The organism is Myxococcus sp. AB025B (assembly GCF_006518215.1).
In the GTDB taxonomy this organism is placed as follows: Bacteria; Myxococcota; Myxococcia; order Myxococcales; family Myxococcaceae; genus Myxococcus; species Myxococcus fulvus.
The window spans coordinates 1-7216 of record NZ_SRLW01000405.1; the positions used below are offsets into that span (position 1 = coordinate 1).

General features: G+C 71.6%; 4 protein-coding genes. 1 reads left to right on the top strand and 3 read right to left on the bottom strand.

Annotation, left to right across the window (positions count from 1 at the left end):
• Positions 1-219 precede the first annotated feature (219 nt).
• Both FL311_RS39130 and FL311_RS39135 read right to left on the bottom strand, forming a co-directional pair.
• Positions 220-726, bottom strand: coding sequence for a hypothetical protein (locus FL311_RS39130; protein ID WP_141332747.1), 507 nt, complete (start codon positions 724-726; stop codon positions 220-222).
• A 38-nt stretch (positions 727-764) separates the two neighbouring features.
• Entirely contained in the window at positions 765-2369 is a 1605-nt protein-coding gene (locus FL311_RS39135; protein ID WP_141332748.1) for a hypothetical protein, read from the bottom strand.
• Between the two features lie 297 nt (positions 2370-2666).
• Between FL311_RS39135 and FL311_RS39140 the strand changes: the two genes are divergently transcribed.
• Positions 2667-4793, top strand: a complete 2127-nt coding sequence (locus FL311_RS39140) for a PAS domain S-box protein (RefSeq protein ID WP_141332749.1) — start codon at positions 2667-2669, stop codon at positions 4791-4793.
• Here the strand turns inward: FL311_RS39140 and thrA are convergent.
• Positions 4715-7216, bottom strand: a 2502-nt coding sequence (thrA, locus tag FL311_RS39145; RefSeq protein ID WP_228557379.1) for a bifunctional aspartate kinase/homoserine dehydrogenase I, incomplete at its 5' end; no start/stop codon positions are given. The genes FL311_RS39140 and thrA overlap by 79 nt on opposite strands.

Here is a 7216-nt window from a genome sequence, read left to right on the forward strand (position 1 = left end):
GTTCGAGGGGGGAAGAGGCGCGCCGGGGGGCTCGCCTCGGACCTTTTGAGGGGGCGCCCCTGGGGAGGGGCGTGGCTTCCGGAGGGTGCGCCGAGGGGCGCGCTCACGCTGGACCGGGAGTACGAATTCTCGCAGTCCTTCATACGGCGGGGAGCGCGTCGAGGGGGCGCGCTCCCCGCGGTTCTTTTCAGGGTCCTTCGGACCCGCCCGCGTCGTGGACTACTTCGTGTCCGACGAGGGCATCATCTTGATGCGCTGGCCCTGGTCATCCGTCACCACGGAGCCGTCCGCCTTCTGCTGCTCGGTGGGCTGACCGACGGCGAAGCTGGCCACCTTCGTCAGGAGCACGCCCTGGAAGATGCCGCTCACCGTCACCACCAGGTGGGAGCGTCCGGCGCCCGGCGTGAAGGCCACGTCCAGGTTCGTGACGGCCGCCTTCTCCACGCTCACGCCCGTCACAGGTGAGGTGCTGCTGGTCACCTGGAGCCCGTCGACGCCGGAGACCTCCACCCGGACGTCCTCGCCGGGGACCTGGAAGCGCAGCGAGACGGTGGCGCTGGTGTCGGACACCTTGGCGCCCACGTCCACGGGCGCGCTGAGCTTGGCGGTGGAGCCCGGGTGGTCGGCGCTGTCCGCCGGGGTACTGCTCTTCGCCGGAGAGGTGCAGGCCACGGGCGCCATCAGCGCCAGGAGGCCGGAGAGGACCGCGGAGGCAATGCGATTCATGGGTGCTCCTGGGAACGCGGGAGGAGTGAGAGGTCCGCTCATTGGCTGCTGATGGAGAGGGTGTAGTTGTAGTTGCCCGAGCCCTCGTCGGCCCAGCCCGTCGTGACCAGGACGTAGCGCCGGTCGGTCTGGCTGTTGAAGTCGAAGGTCTCCTTGCCCGTGGTGAAGCGGTCGGCCTCACCCGCGGTGGCGCCCTGCTGCAGGGCGAGGATGCTCACGTCCTCCACGGAGTCGGCGGAGACGGTCATCCTGCGGCCATTGCCGGTGAAGACGTAGTACCGGTTCTGCTGCCGCTGGTTGAAGGGCTCGCCTCGGGTGAAGAAGTTGTTCTCCGAGAAGGGCACCGTGACGAACTTGTACATGCCATACAGGTCCGTGTCCCCCTCGCCCCACTCCGAGCGGATGGCGCCGATGTTGTAGTGCGCCGCGAGCCGGTCCACCGCGGCGGCGTCCACGCCCGGCTGGGCCTTGAGGCCGTGGATGAAGGAGCCGACGGTGGTCACCGCCTCCGTGGTGCGCTGCGGCCCCACCAGCACGTCATAGAGCGTGCCCAGGCTCAGGGACACCTGGTCGAACGGGGTCTCCGACAGCGTCGACTCGTCGTGCAAATCGTAGAGGAAGCGCATGATGCTGAACTCGGAGAAGACGCCCGGGTTCGGGTCGTCCGTGGACGTCGGCGGCGTCTCCAGGTCGAAGCCGAACGCGCCCAGCCGGGTGCCGCTCCAGAGCGTGTCCACGTAGATGGAGCTGGGCAGGAGCATGCCGGACAGCGCGTTGCCGTAGCCCTCGCCGAAGGCGATGCGCGGGTCCAGCACGTCGCCGGAGGAGTGCGGGCCACCGGGGTTGTCGGCGCGCGACAGGTTGGCCTCGAAGAAGTGCCCCCACTCGTGGACGATGACGTGGCTGTCGAACTCGTCGGTGTCCGCGCCCGCGAGGCCCAGCACGTAGACCTCGTTCTCGTTGGGGGAGAAGTGCGAGGTGCCAATCTGGCCCCGGGCCTTGTCGCCGTTCTGCGGGGCGTTGTTCGGGCTCCAGTTCACCTTGAGCGGCGGGAAGGGCACGGGGCGCTCCGCCAGGAAGGCGTGGGACGCGGTGTACATGGCGTCCAGGATGGCGAAGGGCGCCGCGACGCGCTGGTTGGCGGTGTAGCTGGAGCCGTTCCAGCCGTGGCCCGCGTGCAGGTCCTTGCTCGTGGTGCCGCCCTTGATTTGCGTCACCACCGCCCAGATGGCGTTGCCGTCGGTGTTGTCCTCCACCTGGATGTCCGGCGTGGTCGTCTTGGCGAGCGTGGCCAGCGTCACGTTGGCCTGGTCGCCGGCGGTGAAGGTGAGCTGGTAGCGGCCGTCGTCGTCGGTGGTCGCCGAGGCGAGCACCGTGCTGCCCCGGAGCACCTGCACCGTGGCGTTGCGCACGGGCTTGACGCTCACCTGGTTGAAGGCGAGCGAGCCCTGGCGCGTCGTCGGCGTGTAGACGGCCGGGACGGAGTCGAACGTCACCCGGCCCGTGAGGGTGGCCGTGACGGGCGTCCCCTCGTCCTGGTCGTCGTCACCCTCCTTGTCGGAACAACCGAGCACGGTGAGACCGAGCGCGAGTGCCAGCGTCGCGCCTGTGCGGGCCCACGCTGATTTGCGAGATACGTACATTCCGTCCTCCCCCTTCCTTTCGTCGCCTGAGATGGGTGGCGGGCCATTCTCGACGGGACGTCCGGGAACTTCAAACACGGAGGACCCGGAGAAGGCCGTGGGATGAGGCTTGTCCGTCGAGAGGGCCGGGTGCGGGACAGCATCCTGGCGGGCGTGCCCGTCTTCCGGGGCTCGGTGGGTTGGCCGACCTGGGGGTGGCGCGGAGGCCGGGTTGGCGGGGCCCTGGGGCGCGCCAATCATTGAGGAGGGCGTCACGCGCGGAGGGCGGGCGACCCCACGGCCCATCGCCTCCTCGCCATGCCCCACCCGACCGACAGCCCCGCGTCACCTCCCGAGGCGTCCCGGGACCTCGCCGGCGTCGAGCGGGCCCTGCGCGAGAGCGAGGAGAAGTACCGCACGCTCTACAACAACACGCCGGTGATGATGCACTCCATCGACCGGGAGGGCCGGCTGGTGAGTGTCAGCGACTGCTGGCTGGCCACGCTGGGCTACACGCGCGAGGAGGTGCTCGGCCACGACTCCACGGAGTTCCTCACCGAGGAGTCGGCCCGGCGGGCGCGCGAGGAGGTGCTGCCGGCCTTCCACAGGACGGGCCGCTGCAAGGACGTGCCGTACCAGCTGGTGAAGAAGGACGGGACGCGGCTGGACGTGCTGCTGTCCGCCATCATGGAGCGCGACGCCTCGGGCGCCTGCGTGCGCTCCCTGGCGGTGCTGCTGGACGTCACCGAGCGCAAGCGCGCCGAGGAGGCGCTCCAGCAGAGCGAGCGGCAGCTGCGCGCCATCCTGGACAACGCCACCTCCGTCTTCTTCCTGCTCGACACCCACGGGCGCTACATCTTCGTGAACCGCCAGTGGGAGCTGATGTTCCGCCGCACGCGCGAGGAGGTCTTCGGCAAGACGGTGCACGACATCTTCCCGGAGGACAGCGCGCGCGAGTTCCAGGCGCTGAGCGAGCAGGTGCTGGACCAGCGGCTGCCCGTGGTGCGCGAGGAGCGCGTCCCGCGGGAGGACGGCGTCCACACGCACATCACCCAGAAGTTCCCGCTGTTGGACGCGTCGGGCGTGCCCTACGCCGTCTGCGGCATCTCCACCGACATCACCGAGCGCAAGCGCCTGGAGGAGTCCCAGCGCTTCCTCGCGGAGGCGGGGCGGGAGCTGGGCACGTCGCTCGACTACGAGACGACGCTCCAGCGCGTCGCGGAGCTGACGGTGCCCCGCCTGGGGGACGTGTGCATCGTCTTCATGCCCGACGGCAGTCGCGGGCTGCACCCGGTGGCGGTGGCGGCGCGCTCGCCCGGGGTGGAGCGCGAGGTGCGGGAGCTGCTCGAGGCGCATCCGCTGGTCCCCGGCGTGACGTACGGCCCGGTGGGGGTCATGGCGTCGGGGCGCTCGGAGTGCGCGCCGGTGCCCCATGGAATCCTGCGCGACGAAGGGCTGGGCTCACCTCGGTGGCGCCACGTGCGCGCGTGGGGCGGCAAGCCTTCGCTCAGCGTGCCCCTGCAGGCGCGCGGGCGGGGGCTGGGCGTGCTGACGCTCGTGTCGCGACAGGGGGCGCGGGCCTTCGGCGCGGACGAGGTGGCGCTGGCGGAGGAGCTCGGGCGGCGCGCGGGGTACGCCATCGACAACGCGCAGCTCTACCGCGAGTCCCAGGAGGCCATCCGCGTGCGCGACGAGTTCCTCTCCATCGCCTCGCACGAGCTGAAGACGCCGCTGACGTCCATGAAGCTGCGCATGCAGCAGATGGGCGCCCTCTTGTCGCGGCCCCGGGCGGACTCGGGCCTGCGCGCGCGGCTGTCCGGCATGCTGAACGTGTGCGAGAGCCAGCTGTCGCGGCTGTCCCGGCTGGTGGAGCACCTGCTGGATGTCTCGCGCATCAACGAGTCGCGGCTGTCCTTGCGCCTGGAGGACATGGACCTGGTCGCCGTCACGCGCGACGTGGTGGGCCACCTGCGTGAGCAACTGGAGAAGGCGGGCTGCGAGCTGGTGCTGGACACCCCCGGGTCCCTGCCGGGCCGGTGGGACCGGCTGCGGCTGGAGCAGGTGCTGATAAATCTCCTGACGAACGCGGTGAAGTACGGCGCGGGCCGACCCATCCGGCTGCGGCTGTCCGCCCACCACGACGAGCGGGTGTGGCTGAGCGTGGAGGACCACGGGATGGGCATCCCCCGCGAGTCGCAGGGGCGCATCTTCGAGCGCTTCGAGCGCGCCGCCTCACCCAACTACGGCGGCCTGGGCCTGGGCCTCTTCATCACCCGTCAGATCGCCCAGGCCCATGGCGGAGAGGTCTGGGTGGAGAGCGAGCCGGGGCGGGGCGCCCGCTTCGTCGTCGAGCTGCCCCGCTGGACTCACGGCAGCGGGCCTTCCACCAGCCGCAGCACGTCCGCCAGCACGCCGGACGCCGTCACCGCCGCGCCCGCGCCATAGCCTCGGATGACCAGTGGCGTGGGGCTGTAGCGCTCCGACAGGAAGCTCAGCGCGTTCTCTCCGCCCTTCACCGCGGCCAGGGGGTTGGCGAGCGGCACGGCCTTGAGCCCCACCGAGCAGCCCTCGGGGCCGACGCTGCCCACGTACCGGAGCACCTTCCCCTCGGCGCGCAGCGCCTCCACCCGGCGCTGGAAGCCCTCGTCGAGCGACGGCAGCCGCGCGAGGAACGCGTCGAGCGGACCGGACGCGTCGAAGTCCTCGGGCAGGAGCGACTGGAGCGCCACTTCCTCCAGCTCCACGGGGCGGCCCAGCTCGCGCGCGAGGATGAGCACCTTGCGCGCCACGTCCGTGCCCTGCACGTCGTCGCGCGGGTCCGGCTCCGTGAAGCGCTTCTCCATGGCGGAGCCCACCGCGCGCGACAGCGGCACGCCTTCCTCCAGCAGGCCGAGGATGTACGACAGCGAGCCGGAGAGGATGCCCTCGATGCGGTGCACCTGGTCGCCGGTGCGCAGCATGTTCTTGAGCGTGTCGATGACGGGCAGGGCGGCGCCCACGTTCGTCTCGTACAGGAAGCGGCGCTGGTGCCGCGCCGCCGTCTCGCGGATGGCGCGGTGGTGGGCCATGCGCCCCGCGTTGGCCTTCTTGTTCGCGGTGACGACGTGCAGCCCCGCGGCCAGGAGGGACGGGTAGGCGAGCGCCACGTCCTCGCTGCTGGTGCAGTCCACGAAGATGGGACGGCCGGGCCGCTTGGCCCGCGCCTGCTCGCGGAAGGACTCCAGCGACGCGGGGGCGCGGCTTGCCTCCAGGCGCTCCTTCCACTCGCCCAGGGCGACGCCGCCCGGCTCGATGAGCGCGTGCCGGCTGTTGGCGATGGCGCACACCCGCAGGTCCACGCCCTGCGCGCGCAGGTGGGGGGCCTGCTGACGCACCTGCCGCATCAGCTCCGCGCCCACGCTGCCCACGCCCGCGACGAAGAGCTCCACCACCTCCGTGGTGCCGAAGTAGCGGTGGTGCACGTGCGCCATGGCGCGCGGGCCGTCGGCCTCGGTGATGACGGCGGAGATGCTCCGCTCGCTGGAGCCCTGGGCAATCGCGGCGATGCTGCAGCCCACGTCGGCCAGGCCGCTGAAGAAGGTGCCCGCCACGCCCACGCGGTGGCGCATGCCGTCGCCGACGATGCTGAGCACGGCCAGCCGGCCCTGGCGCTCGATGGTGTCGACCTTGCCGGCCTCGCGCTCCACCTCGAACTCGGACTCCAGCGCCCGCACGGCGGCGTCGGCCTCCGACTGCTGCACGCAGAAGCTGATGGAGCACTCGCTGGAGCCCTGGGTGATGAGCACCACGGAGATGCCCGCGCGGGCCATGGACTCGAAGACGCGCGCGGCGGTGCCGGGCACGCCCTTGAGCCCCGCGCCGGCGATGTTGACCAGCGCCACGTCCTTGAGGAACGACAGGCCCCGCACCGGGTGCTCGGGCGGGGCGGCCCTGTCGGTGACGAGGGTGCCGGGGTGCTCGGGCTTGAAGCTGTTGCACACGCGCACGGGGATGCCGCGCTCGCGCGCGGGGGCAATCGTCTTGGGGTGCAGCACCTTGGCGCCGAAGTAGGCCAGCTCCATCGCCTCCTCGAAGCTCACCTCCGCCAGCGGGAAGGCCTCGGGGACCAGGCGCGGGTCGGCGCTGTAGATGCCGTCCACGTCCGTCCAGATCTCCAGCAGCGCCGCGTCCAGCGCCGCCGCCGCCAGCGCCGCCGAGTAGTCCGAGCCGCCGCGTCCCAGGGACATCGTCTTGCCGCGCGCGTCACCGCCGAAGAAGCCCGGCATCAGCAGGAGCCCCGGCCCCTGGGCGTCGCGCAGCGGGGCGAACCTGGCGCGAATCTCGTCCATGCGCGGCGTGGCCTGCAGCGGGTCCCCCGCGCAGATGAGCACCTGCCTGGGGTCCACCAGGTGGGGCGACAGCTTGCGCGCGGACAAAAGAGCCTCCAGCACCAGGCACGAGGCGCGCTCACCCAGGCCCGACAGGTGCGCGAGCACCGACGGCGAGCACTCACGCAAGAGCCCCACGCCCTGCAACAGCCCGCGCAGCTCGGTGGAGATGGCGGCGAGCCCCAGCTCCAGCGGCGCCAGCGCCTCCAGCTCTCCGCCCAGCTCCCGGGCGATGCCCAGGTGCGTCTGCTCGAAGCGCGACAGGGGCTCCTCCACGGAGCTGCCCTCCTGGGCGAGCCGGGCCGTGTCCACCAGGAGGTTGGTGATGCCACAGACGGCCGAGGCCACCACGCACACGCGCGTCTCCTGGCGTGCCCGGGCGACCAGGTCCACCACGCGCCGCATCTGCGCGGTGCCGCCCACGCTGGTGCCGCCGAACTTCATCACCCGCATGACGGCACCTCGCTCGAAGGCAGGCGGCCGAGGGACACGGGCGGGCGG